The 16140-nt window shown below is 68.7% G+C and carries 18 protein-coding genes; 4 read left to right on the top strand and 14 right to left on the bottom strand.

What is annotated here, in order from left to right; all coding sequences use genetic code 11:
• Positions 1-37 precede the first annotated feature (37 nt).
• Positions 38-529, bottom strand: a complete 492-nt coding sequence (locus QZX62_RS00275) for a hypothetical protein (RefSeq protein ID WP_294171312.1) — start codon at positions 527-529, stop codon at positions 38-40.
• A 213-nt stretch (positions 530-742) separates the two neighbouring features.
• Between QZX62_RS00275 and QZX62_RS00270 the strand changes: the two genes are divergently transcribed.
• Positions 743-1534, top strand: a complete 792-nt coding sequence (locus QZX62_RS00270; RefSeq protein WP_294171311.1) for a hypothetical protein — start codon at positions 743-745, stop codon at positions 1532-1534.
• A gap of 9 nt (positions 1535-1543) precedes the next feature.
• Here QZX62_RS00270 and ssb read toward each other — a convergent pair whose 3' ends face one another.
• The 5 genes from ssb to QZX62_RS00245 form a co-directional block, all read right to left on the bottom strand.
• On the bottom strand, positions 1544-2053 hold the full coding sequence (ssb, locus tag QZX62_RS00265; protein WP_294171310.1) for a single-stranded DNA-binding protein: 510 nt from the start codon (positions 2051-2053) through the stop codon (positions 1544-1546).
• 27 nt (positions 2054-2080) lie between these two features.
• Positions 2081-3925, bottom strand: a complete 1845-nt coding sequence (locus QZX62_RS00260; RefSeq protein ID WP_294171309.1) for a ferrous iron transporter B — start codon at positions 3923-3925, stop codon at positions 2081-2083.
• Positions 3926-3940: 15 nt separating this feature from the next.
• Complete coding sequence (locus tag QZX62_RS00255; protein WP_294171308.1) at positions 3941-4213, bottom strand: FeoA family protein; 273 nt, start codon at positions 4211-4213, stop codon at positions 3941-3943.
• Positions 4214-4276: 63 nt separating this feature from the next.
• Positions 4277-4933, bottom strand: a complete 657-nt coding sequence (locus QZX62_RS00250) for a COQ9 family protein (RefSeq protein ID WP_294171307.1) — start codon at positions 4931-4933, stop codon at positions 4277-4279.
• 5 nt (positions 4934-4938) lie between these two features.
• On the bottom strand, positions 4939-5814 hold the full coding sequence (locus QZX62_RS00245; protein ID WP_294171306.1) for a DMT family transporter: 876 nt from the start codon (positions 5812-5814) through the stop codon (positions 4939-4941).
• A gap of 46 nt (positions 5815-5860) precedes the next feature.
• Here QZX62_RS00245 and QZX62_RS00240 point away from each other — a divergent pair, with 46 nt between their 5' ends.
• A complete protein-coding gene (locus tag QZX62_RS00240) occupies positions 5861-6949 on the top strand; it encodes an alkene reductase (RefSeq protein WP_294171305.1) in 1089 nt (362 codons plus the stop codon).
• 29 nt (positions 6950-6978) lie between these two features.
• Positions 6979-7599 carry a heme-binding protein gene (locus tag QZX62_RS00235; RefSeq protein WP_294171304.1) on the top strand — a complete coding sequence of 207 codons (621 nt, stop codon included), beginning with the start codon at positions 6979-6981 and terminating at the stop codon, positions 7597-7599.
• Here QZX62_RS00235 and ribH read toward each other — a convergent pair.
• The 8 genes from ribH to QZX62_RS00195 form a co-directional block, all read right to left on the bottom strand.
• A complete protein-coding gene (gene ribH, locus QZX62_RS00230; protein ID WP_294171303.1) occupies positions 7592-8014 on the bottom strand; it encodes a 6,7-dimethyl-8-ribityllumazine synthase in 423 nt (140 codons plus the stop codon). The two genes, QZX62_RS00235 and ribH, sit on opposite strands and share 8 nt — an antisense overlap.
• Entirely contained in the window at positions 8014-9348 is a 1335-nt protein-coding gene (gene ribB, locus QZX62_RS00225) for a 3,4-dihydroxy-2-butanone-4-phosphate synthase (protein WP_294171302.1), read from the bottom strand. Before ribB ends, ribH begins: the two co-directional genes overlap by 1 nt.
• Before the next feature lie 52 nt (positions 9349-9400).
• Positions 9401-10006: a riboflavin synthase gene (locus QZX62_RS00220; protein WP_294171301.1), complete on the bottom strand. Its 606-nt coding sequence runs from the start codon at positions 10004-10006 to the stop codon at positions 9401-9403.
• A gap of 7 nt (positions 10007-10013) precedes the next feature.
• A complete protein-coding gene (gene ribD, locus QZX62_RS00215; RefSeq protein ID WP_294171300.1) occupies positions 10014-10967 on the bottom strand; it encodes a bifunctional diaminohydroxyphosphoribosylaminopyrimidine deaminase/5-amino-6-(5-phosphoribosylamino)uracil reductase RibD in 954 nt (317 codons plus the stop codon).
• A 10-nt stretch (positions 10968-10977) separates the two neighbouring features.
• On the bottom strand, positions 10978-11301 hold the full coding sequence (locus QZX62_RS00210) for a hypothetical protein (RefSeq protein WP_294171299.1): 324 nt from the start codon (positions 11299-11301) through the stop codon (positions 10978-10980).
• A 51-nt stretch (positions 11302-11352) separates the two neighbouring features.
• Positions 11353-12048 (bottom strand): energy transducer TonB, encoded by a 696-nt coding sequence (locus QZX62_RS00205; RefSeq protein WP_294171298.1) that lies wholly within the window; start codon positions 12046-12048, stop codon positions 11353-11355.
• 93 nt (positions 12049-12141) lie between these two features.
• Entirely contained in the window at positions 12142-13458 is a 1317-nt protein-coding gene (locus QZX62_RS00200; RefSeq protein WP_294171297.1) for a glutamate--tRNA ligase, read from the bottom strand.
• Positions 13455-15116 (bottom strand): NAD+ synthase, encoded by a 1662-nt coding sequence (locus tag QZX62_RS00195; protein ID WP_294171296.1) that lies wholly within the window; start codon positions 15114-15116, stop codon positions 13455-13457. The genes QZX62_RS00200 and QZX62_RS00195 overlap by 4 nt, the downstream gene beginning before the upstream one ends.
• 79 nt (positions 15117-15195) lie before the next feature.
• Here QZX62_RS00195 and QZX62_RS00190 point away from each other — a divergent pair, with 79 nt between their 5' ends.
• On the top strand, positions 15196-16131 hold the full coding sequence (locus tag QZX62_RS00190; RefSeq protein WP_294171295.1) for a ribose-phosphate pyrophosphokinase: 936 nt from the start codon (positions 15196-15198) through the stop codon (positions 16129-16131).
• Positions 16132-16140: the final 9 nt, after the last annotated feature.

Genomic DNA, 16140 nt, shown 5'->3' with positions numbered 1-16140 from the left:
GAGGAAGCTTCCATGTAGTGGAGATCGCGACGCTTTTCTACCGGGGCCGCGAACAGGCCGCCACGGCGGCATCGATCGCCGTGGGGCCGCCGGCGAGCAGGTAGCGGTCGGTGTAGCCGCTGCCATGCCCACGGAAGCGCACCCGCATGTCGCCGGCCCGGCGCAGCGCCGCGATGATCGCGCCTTCCTGCGCCGGTCCGCGGCTCCAGGCATCGGGGCCGCGGGCGAGAAGCTGGAAGGGCTGTCCGCCGACCACCAGCAACACGCTGCTCCCCGGGCGCGCCGGCCGGCTCAAACGGACGTGCAGCTCGCCCTGGCGTGGCCCGCGCGAATCGAAGGTGAAGCTCACCCGCGCCTGGTCGCTGCCCTTCGGCGCGATCAGCTCCGACCGGGCCAGCGCCGCGCAGCTGCGGCCGTCGGGACGCTCCACCGCGACCCAGTGGCCGCCGGCGAACAGCGTCCGGGCATGGACCGGGCCGCCCGTTGCCAGCAGAAGGGCCAATCCGAAGCTGAGATGGCGGCGGCGCATGCGGCGTTGTTCCGCGCCATCCGCGGAGGCGCAAGTCCGCGCGGTGCGAGACGCCAGGAGTTGTTGCAAAGATTCTCTTCACCTTTGTCGCAGTAGAGGTGCTGGGACAGGCAGCGGCCGGCTCGGGGTTTGTTGCGTGGTAAGAGGCCCGAGTACCGTTCGCCGCTTCGGCAAGGGTCGCGCCCGTGACCGCCAGCCGCGCCGCTATCGTTGGTGGAGCTGGACTTCGGCGGCTTCGGCCAGGCGGAGGAAATGCCGCTCTCCCAGCTTGCCGCCACTGCGCCGATGCGGCGGCAATCGGCGCCGGCCACGTTCATCGACAAGCCGCGGAGCGGGTTCGACCGGCTGTCGCTGTCCAGCTGGGCCTTCATCCGGCAGGAACAGCCGCAGCTCGTAGACCTGCGCGCTCAAGCCATGCCGGTCGGCGAAGCCCCGCTTGCTAGCGGCGGAACGCTCGGCGGGAGCCAGGCCGGGGCTCGGCTGACCTGGCGGCCGAACCGGGCTCTCGCGGTGAACCTGCGGGTCTCCGCGCCGCTGCGGCAGGGTCAGACCAAGATGGCCGGAGAGGCGGCGCTGGGCGTATCCTGGCAGCCGCTGCGAAGCGTACCCGTCCGGCTGATGGTTGAGCGGCGCAAGGCGATCGGTGCGCCGGGCGGTGGCCGCGACGCCTTCGCGGTGCTCGGCGAGGGCGGGGTCTACGGACGCGCGCTGCCGTGGCAGTTCCGCTTGGACGGTTACGGTCAGGCCGGCGTAGTCGGCGTGCGGACCCGCGACTGGTTCGTGGACGGCGGGGTTACCGTTACCCGCCCGCTGTTCGGCCGCTTCGCGCTGGGTGCGGGCGTGTGGGGCGGAGCTCAGCCTGGCCTGTCGCGCCTCCACGTTGGCCCGCGCCTGTCGATGCAGGTGCGGCCGGGCATCCGCACCCACCTCGACTACCGTCACCGCCTGTTCGGGCGATCGGAGCCGGGCAGCGGCTTCGCGGCTACCGTCGCCACCGACTTCTGAGGCAAGGTCTCAGAAGGGCACGTCGTCGTCCAGGTCGTTGTCGAAGGTCGCGGGCGCCGGGCGCGACTGATTGCCGCCGCGCGAGCCGCCGCCATAACCGCCGCCGCCGAGTCCGCCATCGTCGAAGTCGCGGCCACCACCGCCGCGTCCTCCGCCGCCGCCCTCGCCGCGGCCGTCTAGCAGCACCATCGAGCTGTTGAAGTTCCGCAGCACCACATCGGTCGTGTAGCGATCATTGCCAGACTGGTCCTGCCACTTGCGGGTCTCGAGCTGGCCTTCGAGATAGACCTTGCTGCCTTTGCGCAGATACTGCTCGGCTACCCGGGCGAGGCCTTCGGAGAAGATCGAGACGTTATGCCATTCGGTCTTGTCCTTGCGCTCGCCCGAGCCCTTGTCCTTCCAGCTTTCGGAGGTCGCGACGGTGAAGCTGACCACCTTGCCGCCATTGGCGAAGCTGCGCGCTTCGGGGTCCTTTCCCAGGTTGCCGACCAGAATGACCTTGTTGACGCTGCCCGCCATGACTCGCTCCCTCTTGCTTGAGGGCCGCTATAAGCCGAGCGCGGTGGCCGTCCAGTAGGTCGCGCCGGCTGCGAGATAGGCGAGGGCGAACAGGTAACCGACCATGAACGCCGGCCATTTCCACCCGTTGGTCTCGCGCCGGGTAACCGCGATGGTCGAGATGCATTGCGGCGCAAACACGAACCAGGCGAGGAACGCCAGCGCGGTCGGCAGCGGCCAGTTGCCGCCCAAGCGCTCCTCCAGGCTCTGGTTCATCTGCGCTTCGTCCAACTGGTCGATGGCGTAGACGGTAGCGATGGCGCTGACCGCGACTTCTCGCGCCGCCATGGCGGGCAGCAACGCCATCGCGATCTCGTGATTGAAGCCGATCGGGCTGACCACGACCTCGATCCCGCTGGCGATCCGGCCCGCGATCGACACCTCGCTCTGCTTCTCGCCCGGGCCAGCCTGGGGGAAGCTCATCAGCGCCCATAACGCCACGGTGGTGACCAGGATGATCCCGCCCACGCGCTTGAGGAAGATGGATCCGCGCTGCCACAGGCCCAAGGCAACGTCCTTGAGCGGCGGCAGCTGGTATTTGGGCAGCTCCATCATGAAGAAGCTGGAGCCGCCCCGGGCGACCGTATTGCGGAGAAGCAAGGCGACCCCCAGCGCGCCGAAAATGCCGGCCAGGTACAGGCCGAACATAACGACACCCTGCAGGTTGACTCCCGGCAGCACGTTGCGGTTCGGGATGAAGGCGGCGATGATCAGCGTGTAGACCGGCAGCCGCGCCGAACAGGTCATCAGCGGCGCGACCAGGATGGTGGTCAACCGGTCCTTTTCATTGTCGATGGTGCGGGTCGCCATGATCCCGGGCACGGCGCAGGCGAAGCTCGACAGCAGCGGGATGAAGGCCCGGCCCGACAGCCCGGCGCGGCTCATCAGCCGGTCCATCAGAAAGGCCGCCCGAACCATGTAGCCGGTGCCTTCCAGCAGCAGGATGAACAGGAACAGGATCAGGATCTGCGGGAGGAACACGACCACTGCGCCCACCCCGGCAGTGACGCCGTCGACCAGCAGCGAGCGGAGCAGGCCTTCGGGCAGGGCCGCGGTGACCGCTTCGCCGATGCCCCCGACCAGCGCCTCGATCCAGCCAATCGGGGCTTCCGACCAGGCGAACACCGCCTGGAACATGGTGAACATGACGAATGCCAGGATCAGCGGCCCGGCAATCGGGTGCAGCAGCACGCGGTCGAGTCGGTGAGTCCACCGGCGTACGGGCGTTTCGTTGACGATCGCGGCCGCGGCAATCCGGCGCGCCTCACGCTGAACCGTCGAGCGATCGGGCACCGCGGGCTCGTGCCTCGCCTTGGGCCCGAGCAGCCGCTGGCTCAGCGCTTCGCGGAGCTCGTCCACCCCCTTGCGCCGAACCGCGATGGTCTCGACCACCGGCACCCTGAGTTCCGCCGACAAGCGCTCCGCGCTGACCTCCAGCCCGTCGCGGCGGGCCATGTCGACCATATTGAGGGCGATCACGGTCGGCAGGCCGAGTCCGATCAGCTGGAGTGCGAAGCGCAGATGATTGTCGAGGTTGGACGCGTCCACCACGATCAGCAGCCCGTCGGGCCGCCGCTCACCCGCCAGCTTGCCTAGCAGCACGTCGCGGGTGACGGCCTCGTCGGGACTGGACGGATCGAGGCCGTACGCGCCGGGCAGGTCGACCAGCTCGACCGGACGGCCGTCGGCCAGGGTTGTCCGCCCGCTCTTCCGCTCGACGGTCACGCCGGGATAGTTGCCGACCTTCTGCCGGGCGCCGGTCAGCGCATTGAACAGCGCGCTCTTGCCGGCGTTGGGGTTGCCGACAACTGCAATCAGGGGTGCCGGGTTCACCGTTCGCTCAGCGGCTCAGGCGCCGGGTATCACCCGCACGGCTTGGGCATGCGTGCGGCGGATGGCGACGGTCATCCGTCCGACTCGCACTGCCAGGGGATCACGACCGATCGGGCCTTGGTGGAGCGGCTCCACGACCACGCCTTCATCGAACCCGAAGTGCTGGAGGCGGCATGCTTCGCCGTCTTCCAGCGCAGCCCAGTCGACCCGTTGGATCCGCGCGCGGCTGCCGACCTGCAACTGATCCAACGGCAGAGCAAAGGTCGATGGAGGAGCGATCGCCGTCATATTGCTACTGATTATCAATAACGACGAGCGAAAGCTAGACCCCTTGTTAGCCAGCGCCCAACCTCAGCGTGGTGGGTAGCGCAACCGCCCGAGGAAGCGGGTGAGGCTCAGCCGCCGCTCGCCGCTGCCACTCCACTGCGCTTTGAAGCGTTCGAACTGCATCACCTCATCGATCCGCCGGTCGAGGAACGCCGCGGTCTCGCTCGCGCTTGGACTGTCGTCGCCGAGCCAGGCCAGCAGCGTCGAGCCGTACACGGCCGACAGCGTCAGCCGTTTGGTATAATGGTTGAAGTCGGTCGACGTGTCCCCGGCCAGCCGCCACATCAGGTCGGCGCTGCGCCAGCCGGTTCGAGTCGCCAGGGCAAGGTTCTGCGGCATTGCCAGGATCGCCACCACGCGGCGCACCGCTTCCTTGGCGGGCGCCTGAATCTGCAATCGTTCCCAAACCATCTCGCGGATGCGGGCACGGATCTTCATGGCCGCGATCCGTTCGGGCGGGAAGGTGGCTTCCAACGCGCGATCGACACCCCGAATGTAGACGTCGATGAGCCCCGCCGCGTCCTTGGGCAGCGCCAGCCGGGCCTGGACGGGGTCAATCCCCTCGGCTGCTGCGGCGGCCTCGACCGCGGCCCCGGTCCAGCCGTCGAATGCCGCGTTTTCACCCACGACAAGGGCAAGCTGGCGGCGGATCTGCTCCAGCGGAGACGGGGTATCTTCCATCGCGCTCAAGTGGCGGGTTGCGCGTCGGCACGCAAGCGCACCAGCACCAGGGCTGCGCCGATCGCCACGGCGCCGACCCAATCGAGCGGGCTCAGCGTCTCCCGGTAGGCGAGCCAGCCGATCAACGCGCTGATTGCCGGCTGGGTGAGCAGGGCCAGGCCGATCACCAGCGGCGGCATGACACCAAGCGCGTAGACCAGCAGACCCTGACCGAGCACCTGGCTGCTGAGCGCCAGGATCAGCAGCGGAGTCCAATTGCCCGGCAGCAGCCGTTCGCCGGTGGCCAGAGCGAAGGGCAACAGCATGGCGGCGCCGAAAGCGCTGGCGAGGATCAGGGCCGGCAGCGGCTGGAGCTTGCCCCGCGCCCGCTCCATCCCGATCAGGTAGCCGGCGTAGAGCAGCCCCGCAGTCAGGGCAAGCAGGTCGCCGTGGAGGTTGCGGGCAGACAGCTCGGCGCTGCCGGCCATCAACAGCGCCGAGCCAACCGCCGCCAGGATCAGCGCCGCCGCCTGCAGCCCGGTCGGCCAGCGCCGCGCCTGCCACACGCCCCAGGCGGCAAAGGCGAAGCTCGCGACGTTGCCGAACAGGGTCGCATTGCCAAGCTTGGTGAGACGGATGCCGGCATGCCAGGCGGCAAGGTCGGCCGCGAAGAAGAAGGCCGACACCGCGACTACCACTGCCAAGGCACGCCCGGGCCAGTGCGCCGGCTGGCCAGCCAGGCGGGCGATCACCAGCAGAAAGGGAATGGACAGGGCGAGGCGCCAGAAGCCCGCGGCGGCTGGTCCCACGTCCGACAAGCGCACCAGCCACGGTCCGAACGCCAGCGCAGCATTGCCGAGCAGCAGGGCGGCGAACGCGAGTGGATGCGGTTTGCTGGTCACGGTCGCCCCCTAGCCACGCGGGCAGTGGCTGACCATCTGTGCCGCCATGACAAGTCTCTTCGAACCGCTCACCGTCGGTGACCTCCAGCTTGCGAACCGTATTTGGATGGCGCCGCTGACCCGCGGCCGGGCCACCCGCGAAGGCGTACCAACGCCGATGATGGCCACCTACTATGCCCAGCGCGCCGCGGCTGGACTGATCATCTCCGAAGCCACCGGGATCAGCCGCGAGGGCCTCGGCTGGCCTTATGCGCCCGGGCTGTGGACCGACCCGCAGGTCGAGGGGTGGAAGCCGGTGCTGGACGCGGTGCATGCCGCGGGTGGGCGGATGATCGCGCAGCTATGGCACATGGGCCGGCTGGTGCACCCGGACCTGGGCGGCGGGCAGCCAGTCAGCGCTTCGGCCACCACCGCTCCGCACAAGGCGCACACCTATGACGGCAAGAAGCCCTATGTGAAGGCGCGGGCGGCGACCCTCGAGGACGTCGCCCGGATCAAGGAGGATTACGCGCGCGCTACCCGCCATGCGCTCGCGGCCGGGTTCGACGGCGTGCAGCTGCATGCCGCCAACGGCTACCTGATCGACCAATTCCTGCGCGACGGCTCCAATGGGCGCGACGACGATTACGGCGGTCCGGTCGGGAGCCGCATCCGGCTGCTGCGCGAGGTGACGGAGGCGCTGGTGGCCGAAGCAGGCGCCGCCCGCACCCACGTCCGCCTGTCGCCCAACGGCGAGGTGCAGGGCGTCAACGAAAGCGATCCCCTCGCCCTGTTTACCGCCGCAGCGGCCGCGCTGGGTGAGCTCGGCGTCGCCAGCCTGGAGCTGCGGGAACCGGGCAGCCAGTCCACCTTTCTGGCATCGGACGTCGACCCGATCAGCCCCGCGATCCGCCAGGTCTTCAGCGGCGCGCTGGTCCTCAACAGCGACTACGTCCGCTCTTCGGCCGAGCAGCGGCTGGCTGAAGGAATCGCCGACGCGATCAGCTTCGGCCGGCCATTCCTAGCCAACCCTGACCTGGTCGAGCGCCTCCGCGCCGGCGCGACGCTCAACGCGGCTGACGTCAAGACTTTCTACAGCCAGGGGCCGGAAGGCTATCTCGATTACCCGACCCTGCAGGAACAGCAGGCCGCCTGAGCCATTGTCCGTGCAAGGAGAGCGGACGAATGCGCAAGAACACGGGCTGGGCGGTCGCGGCAGGAGGTGCTGCCCTTGGGCTGGGCATCGCCTGGCTGCTGCGGGAGAGGGCGACGCCGGAGCCCGAGCATCGCGTGCTCGCCAGCGAGCGCGAATTCGAGATCCGCGCCTATCCTCCATTCCAGGTCGCCGAAACAGTGGTCAAGGGTCCGCGCAAGCAGGCGTTGAACGAGGGTTATCGCATCCTGTCCGACTATCTCACCGCCAAGTCGCGACCGGGCGAGAAGCTGCCGATGCGGGTGCCGGTGCTGCAGGATGCGGGCAATCCGATGGCCAGCGACCCGCCGGTCTTCGACGATGCGGTGGACGGCGGCTGGCGGGTACGGTTGACGCTACCGGAAGGCGGCGAGCTGCCGATGGCGCCCGATGGCGTCACCCTGACCGAAGTCCCGGCGCGGCGGGTCGGTGCGATCACCTTTCACGGCACCGCCAGCGACGAACGGCTCGCGGCCGAGGGCGACCGGCTGCGCGGCTGGCTCGCGCGGCACGGCGAGAACTGCCTGGCGGCCGAGCCCGAGTACGCCTTCTACAACTCGCCGATGATTCCGCCGGCGCTGCGCCGCTGCGAGGTGCTGCTGCCGCTCAGCTGACGAAGCGCTCGCGCAGCGCGAGCAGCGCCAGCGCCGCCCGGGCCGCATCGCCGCCCTTGTCCCCCTGCGCGGGGTCGGCGCGGACGATCGCCTGCGCTTCGTTCTCCGTCGTCAGGACGCCGTTGCCGACCGCCAGCCCGTCCATGGTCAGCGCCATGATCCCGCGGGCACTCTCGCCGGCGACGATCTCGAAATGGTAGGTTTCGCCGCGGATCACCACGCCGAGCGCGACATAGGCGTCGAACTCGCCAGCCTCCGCGGCGAGCGCGATCGCTCCGGGCAGTTCCAGCGCACCGGGGAGGGTGATCGTCTCGTGCCGGTGCCCAGCCTCCTCCAGCGCCCTTCGGGCTCCGGCCAGCAGCATGTCGTTGAGGTGCGCGTAGAACCGCGCTTCGGCAATGAGAACCCGGGGCATCAGGCCTGTCCTGAGCTTTGTCGAAGGACGGTCTCGCGCTCCGCCGCGGGCTCCGCGCCGCAGTCGATGCCGCGCTCCTCGACGATCGCCAGTCCGTAGCCGCCGAGCGCCACCGGCGAGTGCTGGGTGTTGGTGAGCAGGATCATGTCATGGACGTTGAGCGCCGCGAGGATCTGGGCCCCGATGCCATAGTCGCGCAGCATGTCGCCGCCTGCCACCTCCTTGCCGGAGCGGCGGTCGGCCGCGCGCGACAGCGAGCCGGGCGCGGCGGCATGCAACGCGACGATCACGCCGGAGCCCTCGGCCTCGATCATCTTCATCGCGCCCGCCAGCAGGCCGCTCCGCTCACCGCGCTCCCGCAGCAGATCGGCGAAGAGGTCGAGGCTGTGCATCCGCACGAGGACCGGCCGGCTGGTGTCCAAGGGGCCGTGCACCAGGGCGAGCTGCTCGGCGCCGGTCGCCTTGTCGCGAAACACTTGCGCCTGCCATTCGGCGCCCGAGCCGCCGATGAAGCCGGTCTGGGCGACCCGCTCCACCATATTGTCCTTCTTCAGCCGATAGGCGATGAGGTCGCGAATGGTGCCGATTTTGAGGCCGTGCGTCAGCGCGAATTCGACCAGGTCGTCGAGCCGGGCCATGGTCCCGTCCTCGCGCATGATCTCGCAAATAACGCCCGACGGGTTGAGGCCAGCCAAGCGGGACACGTCCACCGCAGCTTCCGTATGACCGGCGCGGACCAGCACGCCGCCCGGCCGCGCTACGAGTGGGAAGACGTGGCCTGGGGAAACCAGGGCATCGGGCCCGTTGGCGCTGTCGATCGCAACGGCCACCGTTCGCGCACGGTCGGCGGCGCTGATGCCGGTGGTGACGCCATGGCGCGCTTCGATCGACACGGTGAAAGCGGTCTCGTGCCGGGTGCCGTTGGCTCTGGCCATTAGCGGCAACTGCAACTGCTCGACCCGATCCGCCCTTAACGCCAGGCAGATCAGCCCACGCCCGTGCCGTGCCATGAAGTTGATCGCATCGGGTGTAGCCATCTGCGCGGGAATGACCAGATCGCCTTCATTCTCGCGGTCGTCGTCGTCGACCAGGATGAACATGCGGCCGTTACGCGCCTCGTCGATGATCTGCTCGGCACCGACCAGCACCTCCGCCGTGCCGCGCTTGAGCAGTTTCTCGAGTCGCACGAGCGTATCGGCGGTGGGATTCCACTCGGGCGACCCGAGCTTGCGCAGGCTGTTGGGATGAAGGCCTGCCGCCCGGGCCAGGCCTGCCCGGCTGACCTCCCCGGTGTCGATGATGGCAGCAAGGCGGTCGATGAGGGAAGAGGACATAAGCGCTCGTTATCACATCATGGTGTGATTGCGAAGCTCATATCTGCGCTCTTCAATGTGATTGGGCGGCAAGCATGCGCTGGAGATAGCGCGCCAGCACGTCAATCTCGACGTTGACCTGCCCACCTGTGGTGAGCGCTCCCAGCGTGGTCTGCGCGGCAGTGTGCGGGATGACGTTGACCGAGAAATGCGTGCCGTCGACCTCATCGCGGACCTCGTTCACCGTCAACGACACGCCGTCGAGCGTAACCGAGCCCTTGGGCGCAAGCGCTCCGCCCAGCTCACGCGAAACCCGGATCCCAATGCGGGTCGAAGCGCCTTCCGGGCAGGTGCCGATGACTTCGCCGACCGCATCAACGTGGCCGGTGACGAGGTGGCCGCCCAGCTCGTCGCCCATCCTGAGCGCTCGCTCCAGATTTAGCGGAGCGCCCCGCTGCCAGGCAGCCGGCGCCGTCCGCGACAGCGTCTCGCCGGACACGTCCACTGCAAACCAGTCAGCGCCCTTGTCCACTACGGTCAGGCACACCCCCGAGCAGGCGATGGACGCCCCGAGCTCCACGGTGCCGAGGTTGTAGCCGCAGCCGATCGCGAGCCGGAGGTCGCCGCGCTGCTCGGCGGAGCGGACGATACCGACGTCGGTGATGATTCCGGTGAACATGAGGACCTCAGCTGGAACGCACCCGCTCGTAGACTTCGAGCCGGTCGATGCCAAGCAAGCGTCCGCCCGCCGGTGCCCAGCGGCCATGTGCGTCGGCAATCGCATCCAGGCCGATGTAGCCGACGGAAGACTTGCCCTGGCCGATGATGATCGGGGCACGGTACAGCAGGATGCGGTCGACGAGGTCGGCGGTCAGGAATGCCGTGGCCGTCCCCGATCCGCCCTCCACCAGCAGGTCGTTGACGTCATGAAGCCGGAACACGTCCTCGGGCGAGTGCAGCACTTCCCAGCCGGGCACCGGCTCGCCGCGGGTCAACAGGGCGCGGCGCGGCGACCGGTCCTCCAGCCCGGGGAGGCGGACGTCCAGCCGCGGCCGGTCGGCCAAGTAAGTGCCGCGGCCGACCAGGATCATGTCGGCCCGCGCCCGCTCGAGGTGGACATGGGCCCGCGCGTCCTCGCCGGTGATCCACTTCGACTCGCCCGAAGGCAGCGCGACCTTGCCGTCGATCGATAGGGCAAGTTTGAGGGTGATCCGGGGCCGGCCCAGCGCCAAGCGGGTCAGCCACCCGGCGATCGACTCGGCTGCCGCCTCCGCGCCTTTGCCGACGTCCACGGCGGTGCCGGCGGCCTGCAATTGTTTGAAGCCGTCGCCGGCGGTGCGTTCGTCGGGGTCCTGCAGTGCGGCCACCACTCGGGCGACCCCCGCCTCCGCGATCAGCCGGGCGCAGGTCGGCCCGCGGACGCTGCGGTGAGCGCAAGGTTCAAGGCTGGTGTAAAGGGTGGCGCCCCGCGCCAGCTCGCCCGCCTGCTCCAGCGCGACGGCTTCGGCATGGGGCCGTCCGCCGGCTCCGGTCGCGCCACGTCCGACCACCTCGCCGGCGCGGACGATCACGCAGCCGACGTTCGGATTGGGCGCCGTTTGCCCGCACGCAGCGTCACCGAGCGCGACTGCCTCGGCCATCCACCTGGCGTCACTCAATGCCGAACTGCTTCTCCAGCTTCTGGTACTCGGCCTGCCGGGCCTTGCGTGCCGCGTCCTTGGCCGCCTGCCGCTCCTTCTGGTCTGCGATGATCTCGGCGTCGGTGCGGGTCGGGGCGTAGCTTTCAACCCAGATGATCTGCGCGGGCGGGGCCGTGTTCACGCTGGCATCAAGGAAGAACACGACGACGATGGCCAAGGTGATCACCAGCGCGAGCGCTCCACCAATGGCCTGCTCGCGGCTGCGCCGGCCGAGGAAGGCCCGGAGGTCGGCAAGCGCCACGCGCGGGCTGGAAGGGCGGGGAAAGATCGGCATGAAACCTAAGATAGGACTGGCGGTTGGGCGCCGCCAGTCCTGTGCTCCCGGTCAGGCGTCCTCGAGCTGGAAACGCAAGGTGATCACTAGGGTGGACCCAATCGAACGGCCGTTCTCGGTCGCTGGCTGGTAGCGCCAGTGGCGAACGAGATGACGGCGGGCGGAGGCCAGGAACTCGGGATCCGCCGGGCCGACCGACTCCACAGACGTCACCCGCCCGCGCGCGTCAATCAACAGGCGGAGGCGAAGCGTGGCTTCCTCCTCGCCCTGACGCTTACCCTCGGGGTAGGGCGGCCGGAGCAGGTCGGCGGGGGTGTTGAAGCGCGCGGCAACGCGGATCGGGGGCGCCGGCTTGGGCGGGTCGAGTGCGGGCGGCAGAGGACGCAGCGGCGTTTCCAGCACCGGCCGGATGTCGGGAACGATCGTTGTGGTGGGCGGCCCGAGGTCGATCGTCGGGGCGGCGGTCGGCGTGTCGATTAGCGGTTTGGGCTGGGTGAGGTTGCTGGGCTGCGGAGCCGGAGTGCGAGGTGCAAGCTGGGGCTGGGACTGGGGTGGCGGTGGCGGCAGCGGCTCAGGCGGCAGCGGAATGTGCTTGACCCAGGTCTTGGTCACGGGCGGAGGACCGCTCACCTCCATCTTGGCGCCGATCAGCAGTGCCAGCGCCACTGCGTGGGCGCCGACAATTAGACTGAGTGCGGTTGGGCTGAGTTTCCGCTGTTGGCGGCGGTGGGCGGCATAAGCGAGCATGGCAGCCTCCTCATTGAGCACTGCATGTTACAACATAACAAATGAAGTTTGGCAAGCAGGAGAGCGGCTGCCTCGCTTCGGGCACCAGGCTGGCTAGGTTGCGGCGTTCCGCAGGCGCGCGATCGAGCGCCGCTGCCCGATGCGCTTCACCAGCGTTGCCATCTCTGGCCCCGACTCCCGTCCGGTGAGCGCCAGGCGGAGCGGCAGGAACAGCGCCTTGCCTTTGCGGCCGGTGCGCTCCTTCAGTGTGCCGGTCAGCGCGTGCCATGGATCGCCGCCCCAGTCGGTGACTTCGGCGACCTCGGCGGCCTCCGCAAGGTAAGGCTTGTCCGGGGCCTCAATTTCGGGTGCAGGCAGGTCGCCGGCCAGCACCGGCAGCCAGTCGGCAGCTTCGTCCAGATGAAGCAGGTTGTCGCGCAGCAGCAGCCAGTCCGCTTCACTCAGCTCGGGCGGCAAGCGGTCGCGCACCAGCGCGAACGGCAGCTGGTGGAGCAGCTTGGCATTGACCAATTCGACGTCATGGAGGTCGAAGTGCGCGGGAGCGCGGCCGAAATGGCCTAAGTCGAAGTCGCGGGCGAGTTCGTCCAGACTGGCAACCGCTCCGACCGGCTGCGACGTCCCGAGCCGGGCGAGCACCGACAGCAGCGCCGTGGCTTCGAGCCCTCCGTCACGGATCGCATCCACCCCGAGCGAACCGAGGCGCTTGGACAGCTTGCCCTCGGCCGCGACCAGCAGCGCTTCATGCGCCAGCTGCGGCGGGGCGCTGCCCAACGCGTCGAACATCTGCAGCTGCGCGGCGCTGTTCGAGACATGGTCCTCGCCGCGAACGATGTGAGTGACGTTCAGATCGACGTCGTCGATCACCGAGGGCAGTAAGTACAGGTAGCTGCCGTCGGCGCGGCGGACTACCGGGTCGGACAGCAGCTTGGGGTCGAACCGCTGTTCGCCGCGGATCAGGTCGTTCCAGGCGATCGGCGACTCGTGGTCGAGCCGGAAGCGCCAGTGCGGCGTGCGTCCCGGCACGGGCGCGTTCTCGCCCTCGGGGCGCTCGTAGACGGGCGGCAGGCCGCGCCCGAGCAGGACCTTGCGGCGCAGGTCCAGCTCTTCAGGCGTCTCGTAGCAGCCGTAGACCCGCCCGGCCGCCCGCAGCCGCTCGAACTCGCGTTCGTACAAGGCGAAGCGATCCGACTGGCGCACACTGCCATCGGGCTGCAAGCCGAGCCAGGCGAGATCGTCGCGGATGCTCGCCTCGTTCTCCGGCGTGGAGCGCTCGCTGTCCGTGTCGTCGATCCGCAGCAGGAACCTGCCGCCATGACGCCGCGCGAACAGGAAGTTGTGCAGGGCTGTGCGGATGTTGCCGACATGCAGCCGCCCTGTCGGCGACGGGGCGAAGCGGGTAACGACGCTCACGAGCGATGCGTCCGGAAGGCGTTGGTGATCGGGTAACGCCGGTCGCGCCCGAAGTTGCGGCCACCGATCTTGACGCCGGGCGGAGCTTGGCGCCGCTTGTATTCGGCGCGGAGCACCAGCTTCTCGATCTCGGCCACAACCGCTATCTCTGCCCCGGTCTCCGCCGCGACCTCCGCCACCCCCTTCTCCTCGTCGACCAAGCCGGCCAGCATGCGATCGAGCAGCGCGTACGGCGGCAGGCTGTCCTCGTCCTTCTGGTCGGGCCGGAGCTCGGCGGAGGGCGGCTTGTCGATCACCCGGCTTGGCATCACCGGCCCGTCAGGTCCAAGCGCATCCGCCGGCCGCTGCGCGTTGCGCCAGCGCGACAAGGCGAACACGGTCGTCTTGTAGGCGTCCTTGAGCACCGAATAGCCGCCCGCTAGGTCGCCGTAGAGGGTAGAATAGCCGACGCTCATCTCCGACTTGTTGCCGGTAGTCAGCAGCATGTGCCCGTACTTGTTGCTGAGAGCCATCAGCGCGACCATGCGCAGTCGCGCCTGGATATTCTCCTCGGCAAGGCCCGGTTCTGTGTCAGCGAAGGCGGGCGCGAGCATCTCCCCCAGCGCCTCCACCGCAGAAACAATGGGGATGACGTCATGGCGGCAGCCGAGCAGCTCCGCGCTTGCCTTGGCATCCTCCACGCTCGCCGAGCCGGTGTACACGGACGGCATCATCACGCCCCACACCTTGTCGGCCCCAAGCGCATCGACCGCCACCGCCGCCGACAAGGCGCTGTCGATGCCACCTGAGAGGCCCAAGATCACCCCGGGGAAGCCGTTGCGCGTGACATAATCGCGCAGGCCCACCATCATCGCGTGGTAGACGTCCTCCGGATAAGGGTCGAGCTGGTAGTCCTGCCGGGTCGCGCACGACCAGCCGCCCGAGGAACGCCGCCACTCGGTCAACAGCAGCGCGTCGTCCCAGTCGGGCATCTGCACCACCAGCTCACCGTTGGCGTTCACCACGAACGAGCTGCCGTCGAACGCCAGCTCGTCCTGCCCGCCGACCCGGTTGAGGTAGGCCATCGGCAGGCCGGTCGAGGCGACGCGGCTCTTCACCAGGGTCTGACGGAGATCGTCCTTGTCGAGTTCGTAGGGACTGCCGTTGGCGACCAGCAGCAGCTCGGCCCCTTCCGCGGCCAGATGCTGGCAGACATCCTCCAGCCAGATGTCCTCGCAGATCGGCAAGCCGATGCGGACGCCGCGGAAGTCGAACACTTCCGGCAGCGGACCGCTGGCGAACACCCGCTTCTCGTCGAAAGTGCCGTAGTTGGGCAGCTCGCGCTTGAGAGTCATAAACAATTCGCGGCCGCCCTCCGCGACGATCATCGCGTTGTACGCCTTGCCGTCGCGCACCACGATGGAGCCGAACGCCAGCGCCGGACCGCCGTCCGCTGTCGCCGCGACCAGCTGTGCCGCCTGCTCGGCCGTGTGGCGCAGGAAGCCAGGCTTCAACACCAAATCTTCAGGCGGGTAGCCGGTCAGCTGCAGCTCCGGCACCAGCAGGAGATCGGCGCCGGTCGCCCGGCCGCGGGCCTCCAGGATGGCGGCGCCGTTGCCCGGCAGGTCGCCGACCCGCTGGTTCATCTGGGCCAAGGCTATCAGGAGGCGATCGGTCATGCGCTCCTCCTAGCGCGACCGAGCCTTTCGTCCAGCGCCGCCCACCGCTAGACGGAGCGCGCGTTCCTCGGGGGTGACCATGAAACTGCTTGCCGGCAACTCCAATCTACCGCTTGCCAAGGCGATGTCCGAATATCTGGAGCTGCCTTTGACGCAGGCCAGCGTGCGGCGCTTCGCCGACGAGGAAATCTTCGTCGAAATCCACGAGAACGTACGCGGCGAGGACGTCTTCCTCATCCAGTCGACCAGCTACCCCGCCAACGACAATCTGATGGAGCTGCTGATCTGCATCGATGCGCTGCGCCGCGCGTCGGCCAAGCGGATCACGGCGGTGGTGCCCTACTTCGGCTATGCGCGGCAGGACCGGAAACCCGGGCCGCGTACGCCCATCTCCGCCAAGCTCGTCGCCAACCTGATCACCGTTGCGGGCGCCAACCGGGTGCTGTCGGTCGATCTCCATGCCGGGCAGATCCAGGGCTTCTTCGACATCCCCACCGACAATCTGTTCGGAGCCCCGGTGATGAGCGCCGACATCCAGGCGCGCTTCGGCGACCGGCCGATGACCGTCGTCTCGCCCGATGTCGGCGGCGTCGTCCGGGCCAGGAGCCTCGCCAAGCGGCTCAACAACGCGCCGCTGGCGATCGTCGACAAGCGCCGGGAGCGCGCGGGCGAGTCGGAGGTGATGAACATCATCGGTGAGGTATCCGGCCGCTTTTGCATCCTCATCGACGACATCGTCGATTCGGCCGGCACCCTGTGCAACGCCGCGGCGGCGTTGCGGCAGCAGGGCGCATCGGAGGTGGTCGCCTACGTGACCCACGGCGTGCTGTCGGGCGGCGCGGCCGCGCGCGTCGGGGCAAGCGAGCTCACCGAATTGGTGGTGACCGATTCCATCTACTCAGGCGAGCCGGACGAAAGGGGCAACAAGATCCGCCGCCTGACCATCGCCCCGCTACTGGCCGAGGCGATCCGGAGAATTGCCGACGAGTCGAGCGTTTCGAGCCTGTTCGACTAGGAGACTTGC

It is taken from the genome of uncultured Sphingomonas sp. (genome assembly GCF_902806265.1).
Classification (GTDB): domain Bacteria; phylum Pseudomonadota; class Alphaproteobacteria; order Sphingomonadales; family Sphingomonadaceae; genus Sphingomicrobium.
Note: the sequence above shows the minus strand (reverse complement) of the source record. Positions and strands in the feature narration are given on the sequence as shown.